This window comes from Streptomyces sp. TM32 (genome assembly GCF_004122755.1).
Classification (GTDB): domain Bacteria; phylum Actinomycetota; class Actinomycetes; order Streptomycetales; family Streptomycetaceae; genus Streptomyces; species Streptomyces sioyaensis.
Map to the genome: position 1 here is coordinate 1 of NZ_SDIG01000141.1, position 17,724 is coordinate 17,724.

The 17,724-nt window shown below is 73.1% G+C and carries 16 protein-coding genes; 9 read left to right on the forward strand and 7 right to left on the reverse strand.

Annotation, left to right across the window (positions count from 1 at the left end; all coding sequences use genetic code 11):
* Positions 1–96: 96 nt before the first annotated feature.
* Positions 97–630 carry a type 1 glutamine amidotransferase domain-containing protein gene (locus tag EST92_RS24645; RefSeq protein ID WP_129282990.1) on the reverse strand — a complete coding sequence of 178 codons (534 nt, stop codon included), beginning with the start codon at positions 628–630 and terminating at the stop codon, positions 97–99.
* Between the two features lie 226 nt (positions 631–856).
* On the opposite strand from EST92_RS24645, the gene EST92_RS24650 reads away from it, so the two are divergent.
* The 5 genes from EST92_RS24650 (at position 857) to EST92_RS24670 (ending at position 7,559) form a co-directional block, all read left to right on the forward strand.
* Positions 857–2,458: a PucR family transcriptional regulator gene (locus EST92_RS24650; RefSeq protein WP_129282991.1), complete on the forward strand. Its 1,602-nt coding sequence runs from the start codon at positions 857–859 to the stop codon at positions 2,456–2,458.
* 63 nt (positions 2,459–2,521) lie between these two features.
* Positions 2,522–3,466, forward strand: coding sequence for a metallophosphoesterase (locus EST92_RS24655; protein WP_129282992.1), 945 nt, complete (start codon positions 2,522–2,524; stop codon positions 3,464–3,466).
* Complete coding sequence (locus tag EST92_RS24660; protein ID WP_129282993.1) at positions 3,463–4,122, forward strand: 4'-phosphopantetheinyl transferase superfamily protein; 660 nt, start codon at positions 3,463–3,465, stop codon at positions 4,120–4,122. Before EST92_RS24655 ends, EST92_RS24660 begins: the two co-directional genes overlap by 4 nt.
* A 181-nt stretch (positions 4,123–4,303) precedes the next feature.
* Positions 4,304–5,596 (forward strand): NPCBM/NEW2 domain-containing protein, encoded by a 1,293-nt coding sequence (locus EST92_RS24665; protein WP_129282994.1) that lies wholly within the window; start codon positions 4,304–4,306, stop codon positions 5,594–5,596.
* An 841-nt stretch (positions 5,597–6,437) separates the two neighbouring features.
* Positions 6,438–7,559 carry a hypothetical protein gene (locus tag EST92_RS24670; protein ID WP_254068992.1) on the forward strand — a complete coding sequence of 374 codons (1,122 nt, stop codon included), beginning with the start codon at positions 6,438–6,440 and terminating at the stop codon, positions 7,557–7,559.
* A gap of 101 nt (positions 7,560–7,660) precedes the next feature.
* On the opposite strand, the gene msrB is transcribed toward EST92_RS24670, so the two are convergent.
* The 4 genes from msrB to EST92_RS24690 form a co-directional block, all read right to left on the reverse strand.
* Positions 7,661–8,077 (reverse strand): peptide-methionine (R)-S-oxide reductase MsrB, encoded by a 417-nt coding sequence (gene msrB, locus EST92_RS24675; RefSeq protein WP_129282995.1) that lies wholly within the window; start codon positions 8,075–8,077, stop codon positions 7,661–7,663.
* 15 nt (positions 8,078–8,092) lie between these two features.
* Positions 8,093–9,490, reverse strand: a complete 1,398-nt coding sequence (gene murC / locus EST92_RS24680) for a UDP-N-acetylmuramate--L-alanine ligase (protein WP_129282996.1) — start codon at positions 9,488–9,490, stop codon at positions 8,093–8,095.
* A 138-nt stretch (positions 9,491–9,628) separates the two neighbouring features.
* Positions 9,629–10,270: a response regulator transcription factor gene (locus tag EST92_RS24685; RefSeq protein ID WP_129282997.1), complete on the reverse strand. Its 642-nt coding sequence runs from the start codon at positions 10,268–10,270 to the stop codon at positions 9,629–9,631.
* Positions 10,267–11,508 (reverse strand): sensor histidine kinase, encoded by a 1,242-nt coding sequence (locus EST92_RS24690; RefSeq protein WP_129283004.1) that lies wholly within the window; start codon positions 11,506–11,508, stop codon positions 10,267–10,269. Before EST92_RS24690 ends, EST92_RS24685 begins: the two co-directional genes overlap by 4 nt.
* Positions 11,509–11,705: 197 nt before the next feature.
* Between EST92_RS24690 and EST92_RS24695 the strand changes: the two genes are divergently transcribed.
* Both EST92_RS24695 and EST92_RS24700 read left to right on the forward strand, forming a co-directional pair.
* A complete protein-coding gene (locus tag EST92_RS24695) occupies positions 11,706–12,803 on the forward strand; it encodes an ABC transporter permease (RefSeq protein WP_129282998.1) in 1,098 nt (365 codons plus the stop codon).
* The gene (locus EST92_RS24700; protein WP_129282999.1) at positions 12,800–13,486 is read left to right on the forward strand and encodes an ABC transporter ATP-binding protein; all 687 of its coding nucleotides are present in this window, start codon (positions 12,800–12,802) and stop codon (positions 13,484–13,486) included. The genes EST92_RS24695 and EST92_RS24700 overlap by 4 nt, the downstream gene beginning before the upstream one ends.
* A gap of 19 nt (positions 13,487–13,505) precedes the next feature.
* Here the strand turns inward: EST92_RS24700 and EST92_RS24705 are convergent, their stop codons facing one another.
* A complete protein-coding gene (locus EST92_RS24705) occupies positions 13,506–14,003 on the reverse strand; it encodes an indole-3-glycerol phosphate synthase (protein ID WP_129283000.1) in 498 nt (165 codons plus the stop codon).
* A 138-nt stretch (positions 14,004–14,141) separates the two neighbouring features.
* Positions 14,142–14,966, reverse strand: coding sequence for a pyrimidine reductase family protein (locus EST92_RS24710; RefSeq protein WP_129283001.1), 825 nt, complete (start codon positions 14,964–14,966; stop codon positions 14,142–14,144).
* A 67-nt stretch (positions 14,967–15,033) separates the two neighbouring features.
* Here EST92_RS24710 and zapE point away from each other — a divergent pair, with 67 nt between their 5' ends.
* Both zapE and EST92_RS24720 read left to right on the forward strand, forming a co-directional pair.
* Positions 15,034–16,152: a cell division protein ZapE gene (gene zapE, locus EST92_RS24715; RefSeq protein ID WP_174244122.1), complete on the forward strand. Its 1,119-nt coding sequence runs from the start codon at positions 15,034–15,036 to the stop codon at positions 16,150–16,152.
* 109 nt (positions 16,153–16,261) lie between these two features.
* The gene (locus EST92_RS24720) at positions 16,262–17,629 is read left to right on the forward strand and encodes an alkaline phosphatase PhoX (protein ID WP_129283002.1); all 1,368 of its coding nucleotides are present in this window, start codon (positions 16,262–16,264) and stop codon (positions 17,627–17,629) included.
* Positions 17,630–17,724: the final 95 nt, after the last annotated feature.

Genomic DNA, 17,724 nt, shown 5'->3' on the forward strand with positions numbered 1-17,724 from the left:
CCCCCGGCTCGCCGCTCAAAGCATCGCTCAGCTCGTCGTTCCGCGCCTCGTTCACCTCGCCGGGTCGGACAAGTCCTGGTGCGAGAACTCCGGCTCCTAGTGCGAGAACTCCGAGACGAACGCCGCGCAGAAGGCCTCCAGATCCGCGGGCCTGCGGCTGGTGATCAGGGTGTTCGGTCCGGCGGTGCAGATCTTGACCTGCTCGTCGACCCAGGTGCCGCCCGCGTTGCGGATGTCGGTCCGCAGGCTCGGCCAGGAGGTCAGGGTGCGGCCGCGCACCACATCGGCCTCGATGAGCGTCCACGGTGCATGGCAGATGGCGGCCACCGGCTTTCCGGCGTCGAAGAACGACTTGACGAACGCCACGGCCCGCGGGTCCAGGCGCAGCGCATCCGGGTTGGCCACGCCGCCGGGCAGCACCAGACCGTCGAAGTCCGCCGCGGTGGCCTCGTCCACCGTCAGATCGACGGGGAAGGTGGCCGCCCTGTCCAGGTGGTGGAACGCCTGCACCTTTCCCGTGTGGGTGGAGACCAGCGTCGGGCCCCCGGCCGCGGCGACCACCGCCTGCCAGGGCTGGGTCAGCTCCACCTCTTCGGTGCCCTCCGGGGCCACCAGAAACGCCGCCTGCATACTGCGCTCACGTCCCTTCGTCGGGTCAGGGAGCGAGGAAGCCCCCGCTCCCACTTCTCGACCATAACGGCCCACAGCGCCGGGCACTTCTTTGCTGGTCCGGGCCCCGCGGACCGGGCCCGACAGGTGCTCCCGAGGCCGTCCGCCGCCCTGCGAAGCGCGCGGTCAGCGGCCACCCCGCTCTCCCGATCGTCCATTCACGGCACATGTGCTGGACACTGTGTACATGCCCCTGCACCTCTCCGACCTCCTGGACCGGCCCGACCTCGATCTGTCGGTCGCCTACGACGTGCCGCCGCACCTGCTGGCCCGCACGATCGAGGCGGCGACGGTCTCGGATCTGCCGGCGCCGGGAAAGTGGCTGGAGGGCGGCGAACTCCTCATGACCATCGGGCTGTTGCTGCCGAGGGAGCCCGCCGCGTGCCGGGCGTACGTCCGGGACGTCGCCGAGGGCGGGGCGGCGTGTCTGGCGCTCGGGCTGGGGCAGGGGCTGCCGTATCAGGAGGCGCCGGAGCCGCTGGTGCGGGCGGCGGAGGAGGCCGGGCTGCCGCTGCTGACGGTGCCGGACGGGGTGCCCTTCATCGCCGTCACCAAGGCGGTCTTCGACGCGCGGGCCCAGGAACAGCGCGAACTGCTGCAGCGGGCCTTCGCCACCCAGCGGCGGCTGACCGCCGCGGCGACCGGCGGCGGCCTGGTCCCGATGCTGACGGAATGGACGGCCGCCACCGGCGTGGGCGCCGCGGTGCTCGACCCCCTGGGGCGGCTCCTGGCGGCCGGCGAGCGGGCGCGGCGCACGCCTCCCGCGCAGGCGCAGGAGCTGCTCACCCGGGTCGCCGCGCACGGGCTGCGCGGCAGCGCCGCCAGCACGGCCGCCGGGCAGCAGCTGGAGGTGCAGCCGCTGGGGGCCCGGCGGCTGCGCGGGCTGCTGCTGCTCACCGGTCGCTTGGACGACGCCGCCCGCTCGGTCGTCCCGGGCCTGGTCTCCCTGCTCTCCCTGGAGCTGGAGCGCCGTCATCTGCGCGATGAGCCGGAGCGGCGCCGCAGGTCGGCGCTGCTGTCGGAGCTGCTGGCGGACGAGGCCCCGTCCGCCGACCGGGCCCGGGACGTGCTGCAGTCGGTGGGGCTGACCGCCGAGCGGGTGCGGGGGGTCGTGGTGGAGGCCCCGGGCGGCACGGGAGGCCGTACGGGGCCGGACCCGTCGCGGGAGGGGACCGCGGAGGGCGCCGCGCAGGAGATGGCCGCCGATCTGGCGCTGGCGCTGCCCGGCGGCCTGGTCCGGGTCGTGGACGGGGCGGCAGGCCCGTTGATCGAGGCGGTGGCCGGCGAGGACCTGGACGTCCGCGAGGTGCTCGCCCGCTTCGCCCCGCACCGTCCGGCCGGTATCGGCCCGGCCGCCGGCCCCGAAGCGGTCCGGGTCTCACTGCACCAGGCGGCCGGTCTGCTCGCCGTCAGCCGGGCCGGCGGGGAGCCCGCCGAGGCCCGGCAGAGCCAGGCCAGCCGGCTCCTGCTCGACCTGGGCGACCGCCGTACGCTGCACGGTTACGCCGACACGGTGCTGGGCCCGCTCGACCTCGCCGACCACGGCGAGGAACTGACCGCCACGCTCGCGGCGTGGCTGGAGACCGGCGGCGCCTGGGACGCCACCAGCCGGCGGCTCGGCGTCCACCGGCACACCGTACGCAACCGCCTGGACAAGGTGATGGACCTCACCGGCCGCCGCCTCGACGACCCCGACGACCGCTTCGACCTGTGGCTGGCCACCCGGATCCGCCGCGGCGGCGCTCCCGGGACCGGCGGCCGCCCCACTCCCCCGCCACCGGGCCGGTGACACGAACCCCTACATTTTCGGTCCGCCCTTCACTCTCTCCCCGGCACCGTTTTTACTTCGAGGGTGACCTACGAGATCCGCACCCCCACGCCCGGCACCGCCGGCCCCGCCCTCGCGCCCCCTGCACGCTCCGCACGGAGCGGCGGGCGCGGCGCCCTGGTGGCCGTCAGCGATCTGCACGTCCGCTACAAGGAGAACCGCGACATCGTCGAGGGGCTGCAGCCGCAGTCCGACGACGACTGGCTGCTGGTGGCCGGCGACATCGGCGAGCGGGTGTCCGACATCCGCTGGGCGCTCGCCCTGCTCAGCAGCCGGTTCGCCAAGGTGGTGTGGGTGCCCGGCAATCATGAGCTGTGGACGACGGCCGACGACCCGGTACAGCTGCGCGGTGTGGCGCGCTATGAGCATCTGGTCGGCATCTGCCGGGAGTTGGGCGTCCTCACCCCCGAGGACCCCTATCCGGTGTGGGAGGGGGACGGCGGTCCGGTCGTCATCGCGCCGCTCTTCCTCCTCTACGACTACACCTTCCGGCAGCCCGGGGTGACGTCCACGCGCGAGGCGCTCGCCCGGGCCGAGAAGGCCGGAGTGGTGTGCACCGACGAGCACTTCCTGCACCCGGACCCGTATCCGACGCGAGAGGCCTGGTGCCGGGCGCGGGTGGCCGCCACCGAGGCCCGGCTCGCCGCCGTGCCCGAGGACCTGCCGACGGTGCTCGTCAACCACTGGCCGGTGGTGCGCGAGCCCACCGAGCCGCTGTGGTACCCGGATTTCGCGCTGTGGTGCGGTACGGAGGCGACCGCCGACTGGCCCGTCCGCTTCCGGGCCGCCACCGTGGTCTACGGCCATCTCCACATCCCGCGGCTGCTGGTCTGCGACGGCGTCCCACATCAGGAGGTGTCGCTCGGCTACCCGCGCGAGTGGCAGCGCCGCTCCCGCGCCCCGGGCCGCCCGGTCCAGATCCTCCCCGTGCCGGCCGCGGCCGGCGACACCACGGGGACCCCCGCATGATCGACAAACTGCTGCCGCCCCCGGTCGTGACCGCGGAGGCCTTCCAGGACGCCCCGGTGTCGCAGATGTTCCCGGAGGAGTGGGCGCTGGTGGCCGAGGCCGTCCCCAAGCGGCAGAAGGAGTTCGGCACCGTACGCGGCTGCGCCCGCAGCGCACTGGCCGAGCTGGGGATCGCTCCCGCTCCCCTGCTTCCGGGCCCCCGCCGGGAGCCGCAGTGGCCGGCCGGCATCGTCGGCGCGATGACGCACTGCAACGGCTATCGCGCCGCCGCGGTGGCCCGCTCGGCCGAGGTGCGCACCATCGGCCTGGACGCCGAGCCCCATCTGCCGGTGGACGACCCCGGGGTGGTCGATCTGGTCACCCTCCCCGCGGAACGCCCCCAGCTCGCCCGGCTGGCCGCGGCGCAGCCCGAGGTCTGCTGGGACCGCCTGATCTTCAGCGCGAAGGAGAGCGTCTACAAGGCGTGGTACCCCCTCACCCGCCGCTGGCTCGACTTCCAGGAGGCCCACCTCACCTTCGACCCCACCAACGCCACCTTCACCGCCCGCCTCCTCGTCCCGGGCCCCGTGATCGACGGCCGCGAACTCACCGAATTCAGCGGCCGCTGGCTCATCGGGGCGGGGCTGGTGGTGACGGCGATCGTGATGACGGTGTGAACTGCCCGAAGAGCAGGGGAGGTTCCCGGCCCGCCTCTCGCAGGGACGGGCCGCACGTAACGCAGCATCAGAAGCCGTGTTCCGCGCCGATCGACCACAGTGACGGACCGGCAGCGCAACCCTGTACGCCCTGCGGTATTTTTATGAAGCGTCAGGCCGTCGAAGGGTCAGTAGCCCACTTATGCAAGAGCAATGCGCCCCCACCGGCGGAACAGAACCGTCCGATACCGAGCTGGTCGCACGTATCCGTGCGGCCGCCCGGACCGACGGCCCGGCGACGGCCGATCCACCTGGGGCGGCAGTTCCGGACGGACCGGCCGAGGAAGCCCTCGACGAGTTCCACCGCCGGCACTACGCCGCCGTATTGGCCTACGCCCGCACCTGCTGCGGATCCTCCCAGGCCGCGGCGGATCTGGCGGCGGAAGCCATCGCCGGCGTCCTGCACTCCCCCGACCCGGGAGACGCGCGGACGGACTGGCAGGCCAGCTTGCTGGCGGCGGTACGCCACACCGCCGCCGTCTGGCACCAGGGCCCCCGAAGGACCGAGCTGCGCGACGACTTCGCGTCCGGGCCGGTCGGGCCGCATCCGGGGGAGGGCTCCGGCCCGTCCGACGCCGGGCAGGTCTCCTTCACGGGGCACATGCCCTTCACCGACGACGAACCCGCCGCCTCCGCGCACCCCATGGGGAAGAACCCCTCCAACGGGCCGCGCAAGGCCCGGGGGTCCCGACTCGCCCCGGCGCGCATCGCCGTGCTCGCCGCCGCCGTGACCGTCGTGGCCGGGCTTGCCATATCCGTCGGCCCGCTGCTCGGCCCGACGCGCCACCAGGCCTCGGGCCCCGGCCCCGGACGGGTCGGCCACTCTTCCGCTCCCACTCCCGACCGGTCGCCGACGGCGTCTCCCGAGAAGTCGGCGACCGCCTCCCGCTCGGCGTCGGCCACACCGACCGCCGGCCGCAGCACGGCGTCGAAGCACCCGAGTTCCCGGCCCTCGAAGTCGGCCCCCCGGTCGCCCTCCGCACCCCGGGGCCCCGAGGACAAGCCGCCCCCCGCCCACACCACCGCGTTAAGCGCCCGGCCGTGGAGCTCCAGCCAGAACGCCTGGGGGCCGGTGGGACAGAACCGCAGCATCGACGGGCGTCCCCTCACCATCGCGGGCATCGGCTACGCCGAAGGGCTGGGGGCCCACGCCAACAGCGAGATCACCTACCAGCTCGGCGGCGCCTGCTCCGCCCTCAGCGTGGACGTGGGGGTCGACGACGAAGTGGGCGCGAACGGCTCGGTGGTCTTCCAGATCTACCGGGACGGCACGCTGGTCGCCGACAGCGGGCTGATGACGGTCGGCCAATCCGCGAAGCGTCTCACCGCGGACCTCACCGGCGGCAGCGAGCTACGACTCGTGGCCACGGACGGAGGCAACGGGAACAACTCCGATCACGCCGACTGGGGTGGGCCGCTCATCACGTGCAGATGAGCGACCGCCTACAGGTGTGGAACGCAGGGTGGGGCTGGAGTTCGGGCATCGTCTCGGCCTGCCCGGGGCACTGTCCGGGCTACCGCTGTCCCCGCTCGTACCTCGCTCTCAGGAACTGGTCGCACACCAGCGCGCTCTGGGTTTGCGGCACACCGGCGAGGTGCTCCTCGCACGCGGCGGTTGTCTGCGCGTGCTCGACGGGGTGTATATGCGGCGGGCGCCGCGCGGCTGGCGGCCGAGCTGCCGCCGGACGGCGGCCGGGACCCGTACCCCGTCCGCCGGTTGGCGGGCATCGCTGACGTTGGCCCGGCCCGGAGATACGGGCCCATTATCTTGGCGGATCATCAGGCTCACTCGCAGCACGGCGCCGCGTCGCACGTCCCTGGCCGAGGTCGCCCGGCAGTCGGAGCAAGCGGCTCCCCAGGACCTTCAGCCTCCAGCCGGCTCTCAGGTCCGCTACGCGTTACGGCGGCGCCGCCAGGGGCCTCATGTTGTTCCGGCAGGGGGCGGGCCCGTGCGGGCGCTCCGATGAACTACGTTGTCATGCAGGGGACCGACGCCGAGGCGTCGTATGGAGGGTGAAGCCGCCTGTCGGCAAAGGGAGTTCGGCGACCTCCGCCCGGTCGGCACGCCACAGATGATGCCGGTGGGGGACGACGGCCGGCCACGACTTCACCAGAATCGGAGAACAGCAATGCGGCACGAGTCGTCCGCGCAGCCTGGCACATCCGGTACATCCTCCCTCGGGAGGACGTCTTCACGTCGCTGGCTGCTGGGAGTGTCCGGTGCAGCCGTCCTCACGGCGGCGTGCAGTCCTACGGGTGGTAAGCAGTCGGCTGGGGTGAGTGTGAAGACGGACGCGAAGGACGGCGGCGCACCCACGGGCGAGGCGCCGAACGGCGCACTCGGGGTGAACTTCAACGAGGATCCCTCCGACATGAACTTCGACCAGGTGAGGGCTCTTTCGGCGAAGTGGGTGCGCGGCTTCGTCCCGATGACGGACTACCTCGACACGCACGACCCGGCCCAGCAGCGGTCCATCGCCAGGCTGCTCGACGCGAGCGGGAACGGCTTCAAGACGATCCTCTCGCTGAAGTTCCCCTTCCTGACCCTCGGGCAGTCGCTTCCCAAGGTGGGCAGCAAGGAGATGGCAGCGCTGCTGAAGCGCGTGGACCGGGTACTGCACGCTGTCATGGGGAAGATGGACATCCTCACCATCGGCAACGAGCCCTTCCTCGAAACCATGAAAGACGAGCGCGATGCGCGTCTCAATGTCTTCTACGAGTACATCGCCGAACACGTCATCGCCTACCGCAGGAAGACCTTCCCGCAGGGTTGCCGGACCCGCCTGTACATGGGGGCTCTCAATCGCCTCGACGAGAAGGAAGGGCGCACGAAGGCCACCGAGCGGTGGGTCGACTTCGTCAACAGGAAGCCGGAGATCGAGGGCCTCGATATCCATCCGCACGTCGACTCCCTGCAGGCGGCCGGCAGGTACGTCCAGTACGTCGTGTCCCGCCTGGACAAGAGCAAGAAGTTCCTCGCCACGGAGTTCTCCCTGGTGCAGCACTGGGAGAAGCACATGGGCGACAAGATCCCGGAGGCCTATGCCGAGAAGTACGAGGTGCCCCCGAACACCCGCGTATGGCAGGTGATCGGCAACGCGTTCGAGAAGCCCTTCCCCCAGGAGAGGTGGGACGACTTCCTCGCGATGAGTCCGTGGTTCGCGTCGCACAAGGACTATCTGACGCAGCAGATGCATATGTTCCGGGAGACCGGGAAGCTCGCGGTGGCCACCTACGGAGTGGTGCAGATCGAATCCATGCAGACGGGCTGGGGCGCTCACAAGAAGCCGTGGATCCTCAACCCCCTGTACGCGAACCGCACTGTCAGGGAGGAGAACGGAAAGGTCGGACGGACCACCGTCTGGTTCGACTCGTTCCGTGCCCTGCAGGAGTCCTGAGCGACTCACCGGCACTGCTCCCGTTCGCGCCCCGCAGGCGCGTACGGGAGCAGTGTGGTCGGCCCTACCCATGCCGATATCGGCAAGGTGTCCTCCCCGCGCTAGCGGGACTGATCCTCGTCGGGGATCAGTCGCAGCGAGATCGAGTTGATGCAGTACCGCTGATCGGTGGGGGTGGGATACCCCTCGCCCTCGAAGACGTGCCCGAGATGCGAGCCGCAGCGCGCGCAGCGCACTTCGGTCCGCGTCATGCCGTGCGACGTGTCGGGGACGAGTTCCACCGCGTCCGAGTCGCGTGGGTCGTAGAAGGACGGCCAGCCGCAGTGGCTGGCGAACTTGGTGTCGGAGCGGAAGAGCTCGGCGCCGCAGGCACGGCAGGAGTAGACGCCCTCGGTCGTGGTGTCGGTGTACTCGCCGACGAAGGCGGGCTCGGTGCCGGCCTGGCGGAGCACCTGGTACTCCGCGGGGGTCAGCTCGGCGCGCCACTGCTCGTCGGGCTTGTCGATCTCGTACGGCATCGGGGCCTCCTTGGCTCAGTTGCCCAGGCGGGACAGGATGGCGGGGCCGAGGTCGGTCACGTCGCCCGCGCCCATGGTGAGAACGAGGTCACCGGGCTTGGCCATTCCGGCGATGACCTCCGGGACGGCGGCCTGGTCGCTCTCGGGGGTGACATCGGCGCCCGCGGCGCGCGCGGCGTCGATGATCAGAGTGCTGGTCACGCCCGGGATCGGGTCCTCGCGGGCCGGGTAGATGTCCAGGACCACGGAGGCGTCGGCGAGGGCGAGTGCCTGGCCCATCTCCGTGCCCAGCTCCTGGGTGCGGGAGAAGAGGTGCGGCTGGAAGACGACCAGCACCCGGGAGCCCTCGGCGGCGCCGCGGATGGCCTCCAGGTCGGCGGTCATCTCCGTGGGGTGGTGCGCGTAGGAGTCGATGACCTGGACGCCGGCCGCCTCGCCCTTGAGCTGGAGGCGGCGCTTGACGCCGGTGTACTTGCCGAGCGCGGACGCGAGGTTGTGCGGCGGGAGGCCCAGGGCGACGCCGGCGGCCAGGGCGGCGACGGCGTTGTGGGCGTAGTGCCGGCCCGGGACGGAGACCGTGAAGGTGAGGATCTTGCCGCTGGTCAGGGTGACGGTGACGTCGCTGGTCAGGCCGCGGGGGTTGACCTTGAGGATGCGGACGTCGGCGTCCGCGGACTCGCCGTAGGTGACGACCTCGATGTCATGACGGCCGGAGATCCGCTCGGTCAGCTCGCGGGCGCCGGGCTGGTCGGCGGCGATGACCAGGGTGCCGCCGGGGCGGATGCGGCCGACGAAGGTCTCGAAGGACTCGTAGATCTCGTCCATCGAGGCGTAGTTGGCGTGGTGGTCCAGCTCCACGTTGAGGATGATGGCGACCTCGGGGGCGTACTTGTGGAAGCTGCGGTCGCTTTCGTCGGCCTCGGCGACGAAGATCTCGCCGGCGCCGTGCTCGGCGTTGGATCCCGGGGCGTCGAGGTCGCCGCCGATGGCGTAGGACGGCTTGAGGCCGAGGGCGCCGAGGGAGACGGCGAGCATGGAGGTCGTCGTCGTCTTGCCGTGGGTGCCGGCGACGGCGATGGGGCGCAGGCCCTCCATGAGGGAGGCGAGCGCATCGGAGCGGTGGACGACCGGGATGCCGCGCTCCTGGGCGGCGGCGAGCTCGGGGTTGTCGGGGCGGATCGCGGAGGAGACGACGACGCTGGTGGCGTCCTCGGCGAGATGCCCGGCGGCGTGGCCGAGGTGGACCGTGACGCCGAGGGCGCGCAGGGCCTGGGCGGTCGCGGAGTCCTTGGCGTCGCTGCCCGCCACCCGGGCGCCGCGCTGCGCGAGGATCTTGGCGATGCCCGACATACCGGCTCCGCCGATACCGATGAAGTGCGGCCGGTCCATCGAGGCTGGGATGGCGGGTGCCATGGTGCGTCTCCCTGATCGTCGATCATCGCGAGCGGTGTGCTGCCGTTCGGTCGTGCTGTCGATGATTCTCGCACCCGGCACCGACAGCGCCGGTCCGTGGACCCGGCCGGACCCGGCGTCGGGGGTCGGCCGTAGTGGTCAGCGGCGGATCAGGCCCTGTGCGGTGGCGGCGGCGACCGCGGACGTACGGGAGTCCACGCCCAGCTTGGCGTAGATGTGGACGAGGTGGGACTTGACGGTCGCCTGGCTGAGGAAGAGCCGCTTGCTGACCGCCGCGTTCGAGTGGCCCTCGGCCACGAGCTGGAGGACCTCCGTCTCGCGCCGGGAGAGCGCGGTGGCAGGGGTGCGCAGCCGGTCCATCAGGCGCAGCGCGACGGTGGGGGCGAGCGCGGACCGCCCGGCGGCGGCGGTGCGGACCGCGGCGGCCAGCTCCTGGGGCGGGGCGTCCTTGAGGAGGTAGCCGGTGGCGCCGGCCTCGATGGCGGCGAGGATGTCGGCGTCGGTGTCGTAGGTGGTCAGGACGAGCACGCGGGGGCCGCCGGGGCGGGCGGTGATCTCGGCGGTGGCCTGCGAGCCCAGCATCCGGCCGCCGAACTGGAGGTCCATGAGGACCACGTCGACGTCGCACTCCGCGGCGAGGCGGACCGCCTGCTCGGCGGTGGGGACATCGGCGACGATCTCGAAGTCCGGCTCGGTCTCCAGGACGGCGCGCAGCCCGGCGCGGACGACGGGGTGGTCGTCGGCGAGCAGCAGCCGGACGGTGGTGGCCGGGACGGTCACGAGGCGGCCTCCGGGGCGGCGTCGGGTGCAGAGGCGGGGCAGGGCAGGGTGACGGCGATCGCGGTTCCCTCCCCGGGGGCGGACTCGACGGCGAGCGTCCCCTGGAGGGCGCGGGCCCGGGCGCGCATCGCGGCGAGGCCGAAGCCGGTGCCCGGGGCCGCGGCGGAGCCGGGTGCGGGCACGTCGGCGGGACGGAACCCGGCACCGTCGTCGACGACGTCCAGCGCGACCTCGGTGTCCATGTAGCTGAGGGTCAGCTCGACGCGGCCGGCGGCGGCGTGCCGGACGGTGTTGGCGAGCGCGGACTGGGCGATGCGGAGCAGGGCGACCTCGTGCGGAGTGGGGAGCGCGAGGGGCACGCCGGAGACCTGACAGTGCACGGTGAGACCGGAGCTGCGGGCCGTGGTGGCGCAGAGCCGCTCCAGGGCGGCGGGCAGCGACCCCGCCTCCAGGGCGGGCGGACTGAGCGCCTGCACGAAGCGGCGCGCCTCGGCGAGGTTGTCGACGGCGGTGGTGCGGGCCTGCCGGACGTGCCCGAGGGCCGTGGTGGGCTGCTGGGGCAGGACGCGTTCGGCGGCCCGCAGCAGCAGTTGGATGCTGGACAGCCCCTGCGCCAGGGTGTCGTGGATCTCGCGGGCCAGCCGCTCGCGTTCGGCGAGCCGGCCGGCGGCGCGTTCCGCGGCGGCCAGCTCGCTGCGGGTCGCCGTGAGCTCCTCGATGAGGCGCCGGCGCTGTTCGCTCTCCCGGTAGAGGGCCTGGTAGCCGAGGACGACGGCGACCGCGACGGCGGCGCCCAGGAAGGGGCCGAGCACCGTGCCGACACTGAGGGTGTGGGTGTGCCAGCCGAATCCGGCGACGGCGGCGAGGGTGGTGGCCGCGACCGCGGGCAGGGCCCAGCGCAGCGGCAGCAGATGCAGCTGGACGAAGAAGAGCGGGAAGGCCACCCAGACGCCGTCCGGGGTGAGAGCCAGCAGGACCAGCCAGACCAGGGCCAGGGCGGCGAGCCAGAGGGCGGCGGCGCCGGTGGAGGCGCGCAGGCGGGGCAGCCGGTGGCCGGTGACGTAGAGCGCGCACAGCGCCGACGCGGCGGCGAGCACGGCCGGGGCGTCCGGGGTGCGGTCGGCCACCGCCCGTACGGCGGCGAGCGCGAGCAGCGCGGCCACCATCAGATGCAGGCAGCTGCGCAGCGCCCGCACGACGGGGGTGAGGGAGGGGGCGGTCACGGGTTCTTCGGTCACAGTTTCTTCGGTCACGGCCCCCTCAGGCTAAGGGCGCTCCCCACCTGCGGCATCAACCGAAGGGTTGACCTCGGGGCCCACCTTCCGGCGCCGGCGGACCACTCCCCCGCGCGATGCCCGGACGCCGCCCGGCGGGTGACAGTGGTCCGGCCGCCGGGCGCTGGGTCCGGCCGCCGGAAGCAAGGAGGGCACCACCTGTGTTCGTGGCCTGGAGGGACCTGGGATTCGCCAGGGGACGGTTCGCCCTGATGGGCACCGTCATTGTGCTGATCACGGTGCTGGTGGGGCTGCTGTCGGGCCTGACCGCGGGCCTGGGCCGGGAGAACACCTCGGCGATCACCGCGCTGCCCGCCGATCACCTGGTGTTCTCGGCGCCCGCCGACGGCAGCGGCCTCGCGTTCACCGACTCGCGGCTGTCCGCGCGGACCGCGACGGCCTGGGCACGGGTGCCGGGCGTACGGAGCGCCGAGCCGCTGGGGATCGCGCCGGCGAAGGCCGAGGCGGGCGGCCGGAGCGCCGCGGTGTCGGCGTTCGGGGTGCGGCCGGGTTCCGGGCCGGCGCCGGAGGGGGTCGGGGACGGGGCGGTGGTGCTGTCCGGGAAGGCCGCCGCGGCCCTGGGCGTACGGGCCGGTGGTTCCCTGACGCTGGGCGGCCGGACCTGCACGGTCGCAGCGGTGTCGGGTTCGGCGATGTACAGCCATACGCCGGTGGTCTGGATGTCGCCGGCGGACTGGCGGAAGGCGGCCGGCGGCTCGGGGGCGGGCGGCGGCTCCGGCCGGGCCCCCGGGGCGGATGCGACCGTGCTCGCCCTGTCCACCACCGGGTCGGCCGATCTGGCCGCCGCCGACGCCCGGCTCGGCACCAGGACCGTCCGTACCGGCGACGCGCTGGAGGCCATCGGCTCGTACCGCGCGGAGAACGGCTCCCTCCAGCTGATGCGCGGTTTCCTTTTCGCGATCTCCGCGCTGGTCATCGGGGCGTTCTTCACGGTGTGGACGATTCAGCGCAGCGGTGACGTCGCGGTGCTGAAGGCGCTGGGCGCCTCGACCGGCTCGCTGCTGCGGGACGCACTCGGCCAGGCCGTCGTCCTGCTGCTGCTCGGGACCGGCCTGGGCAGCGCCGTGGTGGCCGCGGTGGGCGCCGGGATCGGCTCCACGGTGCCCTTCGTGCTCGCCCCGTCCACCGTGCTGCTCCCGGCCCTGATCATGACCGCGCTGGGCGCCGCCGGCGCCGCGCTGGCCATCCGCCGCATCACCTCCGTCGACCCGCTGACCGCCCTGGGAAGTGCCCGATGAGCCTCGAACTGACCGATGTCACCCTCACCTACCCCGACGGCGACGCCCGGCTGACCGCATTGGACGCGGTCTCGCTGACCGTGTCTCCGGGCAGTCTGACGGCGGTGATCGGACCGTCCGGCTCCGGTAAGTCCAGTCTGCTCGCGGTCGCCGCCACGCTGATCCGCCCGGACCGCGGACGGGTGGTGCTCGACGGCACGGACACCACCGGGCTCGGCCGCGCGGAACTGACGGCGCTGCGCCGCACGACCGTCGGCACGGTCTTCCAGCAGCCGAACCTGCTGCCGTCACTGACCGCCGCCGAGCAGCTCCAGGTGATGGCCCATCTGGACGGCCGCTCGCCCCGTAAGGCGCGGGCCCGGGCGCTGGAGTTGCTGGCCGCGGTCGGCCTGGACCGGCTGGCCGGCCGGCGGCCGCATCAGCTGTCGGGCGGTCAGCGGCAGCGGATCAACATCGCGCGGGCGCTGATGAACGAGCCGGCGGTGCTGCTGGTGGACGAGCCGACCAGCGCCCTGGACCACGAGCGGGGCGCCGCGGTGCTGGATCTGCTGGTCACCCTCACCCGTCAGCGCGCGACCGCGACGGTGCTGGTCACCCACGACCCGGCACATCTGGACGCGGCGGACGAGGTCGCCGAGGTGCGCGACGGCCGGCTCCGCCTGCGGACCGGCGCCCGTCCCTGATGCGCGGTGCGGCGGCCGCTCAGCCCCCGGCGCCCTGCTGGGGCTGGTCGTCCGCCGCGTGCGAGAAGAGCTTGAGGACCGGGACACCGACCATGTGGCGGGCGCGGGACGCCCAGTCGCGGTGGAAGAACTCCTCGACGAAGTGCGGGGTGGTCAGCACGATCACCTCGTCCGCGCCGGTCTCGTCGACGATGGAGCGCAGCAGGTCCAGCGGGTGGTCCTCGACCACCTGCCCGACGGCCTCCGCGCCGGTGGCGCGCAGCGCCTGCAGCGTGTGTGCCAGGGCCACCTCGGCGGGCGCCTCCGCCTGGGCGCCGCCCGGTTCCTCGCCCTCCCGTACGGCGTCGTCGAACTCGCCGAGGGCGACGTCGTCGATCGCCCGCAGGAGGACGTCCTGCTTGCCGCGCGGCTGCATGAGCACGACGAACGAGATCCGGTCCTCGCCGTGCAGCGTGGTCACGAACTCCACGTCGGCGGCCGTCAGAGGCTTCTCGATCATCAATACGCTCGTGAACACGACGGACGCCCTTCTTCTCCTCGGGGCACCGCATCGCGCGGAGCCCGACAGAAACCATCCGCCCCGTCGCCACACGGGGCCTGCTGGCTCTAAGTGTGCCCAACGGAAGCTAAGCGGAACAGACAATTCCGCCGATTGTCACGTCCGGCGGTACCGAGTGAACAGGAACCCGTCCTCCTCCAGCACCGATGCCAGGACGAAACGCTCCGGAACCGGGACGGCCGGCCCGTTCATGATCCTCGGGGCGTCACCCACGGCCACCACGGGGGCCAGCGACAGACACATCTCGTCCAGCGCATCGGCCGCGGCGAACTGTCCCAGCAGCCGGGGCCCGCCCTCCGTCAGCAGCCGGGTGTGGCCCCGTTCGGCCAGCACCCCGGCCACCCGGGCGGGATCGACGCCCAGGCCCTCCCCGGCGAACAACACCTCGGCACCCGCGGCCCTGGCCGCCGCCACCCGGTCCGCCGGTGCGCCGGCGCCGGTCAGCACGAGGGTGGGCACCACCGGCGCGGTGAACAGGGGCAGCGTGAAGTCCAGCCCGAGACCGGCGGTGACCACGACGATGGCCGGGGCAGGGGCCTGGCCGGCGGCGGCCCGGTGGGCGGCGAACACGTCCCGGGCGCGGGCCGGGCGGTAGCCCTCCTGCCGCACCGTTTCCGCCCCCACCACCACGGCGTCCGCGAGCGCCCGCAGCACCCCGAAGATCCGCATGTCGGCGTCGCCGGAGAGCGGCTGCGAGCGGCCGCCGTGGTGGGCCGCCCCGTCCAGGGAGGACACCATGTTGGCGCGCAGCCAGCCGGGGCGGCCCGCGCGCGCCGGATCGTCCGACGCCGGATACGCATAGGCCTGTGCCAGCTCGGCCGGCGTCCACGGCCGGTCCACCTGGCCGACCGCCCCCACCTCGGCATTCCCGGTCTCAGGCGTCGGCACGGGCAGGGCGGGGAGAGGGAACAGGCGTCGCATGGCGGCAGTGTGACATGCCTCGCTCACCGGACCGACGTCTCCCGCACAGGAGATAGGCTGGAGCGCTGTGTCACCTTCCGAGTCCTCTTCTCCGCAGCCCGCCCCGACGGCCGTTCCGCCGGCCGACGGGGACGCGACCCCCGCCGCGCTGACCGCCCGCGCCCCGCATGTCCCGGCCGAACGCCTGGTTGCCGAGATGGTGCCGCCGCCGCGCTTCCAGGGCGCCCGCTTCGACACTTACATTCCGGACCCGAAGCAGCCCAGCCAGGCCGAGGCCGTCCAGGTCCTGAGCGACTTCGCGGAGAGCATCGAGGGCGGGCGGGCGACCCCGGAGAAGCGGCGCTGGTTCGCCAGGAAGCCGGCGGCGCCCAAGGGCCCGCGCGGCGTCTATCTGGACGGCGGCTACGGCGTCGGCAAGACCCACCTGCTCGCCTCCCTGTGGCACGCCACCCCGGCCCCGGCGGAGCGCAAGGCCTTCGGCACCTTCGTCGAGCTGACGAACCTCGTCGGGGCGCTCGGCTTCCAGCAGACCGTGCGCACACTCGGCGAGCACCGGCTGCTGTGCATCGACGAGTTCGAGCTGGACGATCCCGGTGACACCGTCCTGGTCTCCACCCTGCTCGGCAAGCTGGTGGACGCCGGCGTGGCGCTGGCCGCCACGTCCAACACGCTGCCCGGCAAGCTCGGCGAGGGCCGGTTCGCCGCCGCCGACTTCCTGCGCGAGATCCAGGGGCTGAGCGCCCAGTTCCGTCCGCTGCGCATCGACGGCGAGGACTACCGCCACCGCGGCCTGCCCGAGGCGCCCGCCCCGTACGACGACGAGACGGTCACCCGCACGGCATACCGCACGCCCGGTGCCTCGCTCGACGACTTCCCCTCCCTGCTGGAGCATCTGTCCACGGTGCACCCCAGCCGCTACGGCGCGATGTGCGACGGCATCGAAGCGGTCTGCCTCACCGACGTCCAGGCGGTGCCCGACCAGTCGACGGCGCTGCGCCTGGTGGTCCTCGCGGACCGGCTCTACGACCGCGAGGTGCCCGTGCTGACCTCCGGCAAGGCCTTCGACGAGCTGTTCAGCGAGGAGATGCTGCGCGGCGGCTACCGCAAGAAGTACTTCCGGGCGATCTCCCGGCTGACGGCGCTGGCGCGCGACGCGGGCGCCCTGGTGGCCGACGGCTCCCGGTAGGCGGTACGGCGGCGCGCCACCCGGCCGTGCCCGTCGCGTGGTTCCCGGCGCCCCGACTGCGTGGTACACACGGCGGGTCACGTCACCTGTCCGCCAACAGGGAGCCGCCATGTCCGCGACACGACGTCAGATCCTGGCCCGCACCGGTGCGTTGGGGACGGCCCTCGCCTTCTCCGGAAGCCTCACGGAGCTCTTCGCGGGGACCGCGACCGCCCAGGGCATGGGCCGGCGCGGCTACGGCCCGCTGGTCCCCGACCCGGACGGCCTGCTCGACCTCCCCCGGGGCTTCCGGCACCGGGTGCTCTCCCGGGAGGGCGACCCGCTGCTCTCCGGGGAGGGCAAGGTGCCCGGCAACTGCGACGGCATGGCGGCCTTCCCCGGCCGCCACGGGGGCACCCGTCTGGTCCGCAACCACGAGAACCGTACGCACTCCCGCCAGGCCGTCCCCACGGTCCGCGGGCTGACGTACGACCCGGGCGGCGAGGGCGGCTGCACGGCCCTCGCACTCGACCGGGACAACACGGTGCGCTCCGAGCGGGTCGCCCTCGCCGGTACCTCCACCAACTGCGCGGGCGGCCACACCCCTTGGAACACCTGGCTGACCTGCGAGGAGACCGAGTTCCGGGCGGGTGAGGAGAACTACACCAAGGACCACGGCTTCGTCTTCGAGGTCGATCCGTACGACCCGCGGCGCACCGGTGCGGTCCCGCTGACCGCGATGGGCCGCTTCGCGCACGAGGCGGTCGCCGTCGACCCCGGCACCGGCACCGTCTACGAGACCGAGGACGCCTTCGACAAGCCGTTCGGCCTCTTCTACCGCTTTCTGCCCAAGGAGCCGAGGGGCGGCCGCGGTTCCCTCCGGGCCGGCGGCCGGCTCCAGGCGCTGCGGGTCCCCGGTGTGCCCGACCTCTCCGCCATCCAGCGGCCCGGCACCGTCTTCGACCACGTCAGCTGGGTGGATGTGCCCGACCCGCTCGCCCGTGAGACCCCGATCCGCTTCCAGGACTTCGGCCCCGGGGGCATCACCCACGCCCAGAAGCTGGAGGGCTGCTACTGGGGCGGCTCCTGCGTCTACTTCGTCTCCAGCTTCGCCCACCGCTCCGCCGGCTCCACGGCCGACCACTACGGCCAGGTGTGGAAGTACGACCCGAAGAAGCGGCAGCTGACCCAGGTCGTCGTCTTCGGCCCGGACACCGACCTCCAACTGCCCGGCGAATCACCCGACAACATCTGCCTGGCACCCAGTGGCGGCCTGATGGTCTGTGAGGACGGCGACGGCGCCCAGCACGTCTTCGGCCTCACCCGGCGCGGCGCGGTCTATCCGATGGCGCGCGGCCGGCAGAACATCGGCACCCCGGAGAAGCCGGAGTGGGGCGAGTTCGCGGGTGTGACGTTCTCGCCCGACTTCCGGACGATGTACGTCAATTGCTATACGCCGGGGACGACGTTCGCGGTGACCGGGCCTTGGCACCACTGAGGGCGGGGCGGGTTGGGCTGATGCTGCGGCGGGCTCGCTGACGCCGGGGCGGGCCCGCTGATGCCGCGGCGGGTGGGGTGGGGCCCGCGCGGTGC

What these genes read in the sequence shown, in the direction of transcription:
- EST92_RS24645 (WP_129282990.1), bottom strand. Translation starts at nt 630, where the DNA reads ATGCAGGCGGCGTTTCTGGTGGCCCCGGAGGGCACCGAAGAGGTGGAG.
- EST92_RS24650 (WP_129282991.1), top strand. Translation starts at nt 857, where the DNA reads ATGCCCCTGCACCTCTCCGACCTCCTGGACCGGCCCGACCTCGATCTG.
- EST92_RS24660 (WP_129282993.1), top strand. Translation starts at nt 3,463, where the DNA reads ATGATCGACAAACTGCTGCCGCCCCCGGTCGTGACCGCGGAGGCCTTC.
- EST92_RS24665 (WP_129282994.1), top strand. Translation starts at nt 4,304, where the DNA reads ATGCAAGAGCAATGCGCCCCCACCGGCGGAACAGAACCGTCCGATACC.
- msrB (WP_129282995.1), bottom strand. Translation starts at nt 8,077, where the DNA reads ATGCCGTACGAGATCGACAAGCCCGACGAGCAGTGGCGCGCCGAGCTG.
- murC (WP_129282996.1), bottom strand. Translation starts at nt 9,490, where the DNA reads ATGGCACCCGCCATCCCAGCCTCGATGGACCGGCCGCACTTCATCGGT.
- EST92_RS24700 (WP_129282999.1), top strand. Translation starts at nt 12,800, where the DNA reads ATGAGCCTCGAACTGACCGATGTCACCCTCACCTACCCCGACGGCGAC.
- EST92_RS24710 (WP_129283001.1), bottom strand. Translation starts at nt 14,966, where the DNA reads ATGCGACGCCTGTTCCCTCTCCCCGCCCTGCCCGTGCCGACGCCTGAG.
- EST92_RS24720 (WP_129283002.1), top strand. Translation starts at nt 16,262, where the DNA reads ATGTCCGCGACACGACGTCAGATCCTGGCCCGCACCGGTGCGTTGGGG.